The organism is Streptomyces sp. SP17BM10, from assembly GCF_036322405.1.
GTDB lineage: Bacteria > Actinomycetota > Actinomycetes > Streptomycetales > Streptomycetaceae > Kitasatospora.
In genome coordinates this window covers 1-210 of the sequence record NZ_JAQYXB010000683.1, presented here as the reverse complement: position 1 = coordinate 210, position 210 = coordinate 1, and the positions used below count along the sequence as shown (strand labels likewise).

The window sequence follows — 210 nt, the reverse complement described above, 5'->3', positions numbered from 1 at the left end:
GGGGGTTTTTTTTTGTTGGGTGGGGGGGTGTTTTTTTTGGGGGGGGGGGTGGTGGTTTTTTTTTTGGGGGGGGGTTTTTTTTTGTTGGGTGGGGGGGTGTTTTTTTTGGGGGGGGGGGTGGTGGTTTTTTTTTTGGGGGGGGGTTTTTTTTTGTTGGGTGGGGGGGTGTTTTTTTTGGGGGGGGGGGTGGTGGTTTTTTTTTTGGGGGGG

General features: G+C 52.9%; 1 protein-coding gene. It reads left to right on the top strand.

Annotated features, from left to right (window positions below; translation table 11 throughout):
- Positions 1 to 210, top strand: a 210-nt coding sequence (locus PUR71_RS41435; protein WP_329932055.1) for a hypothetical protein, incomplete at both ends; no start/stop codon positions are given.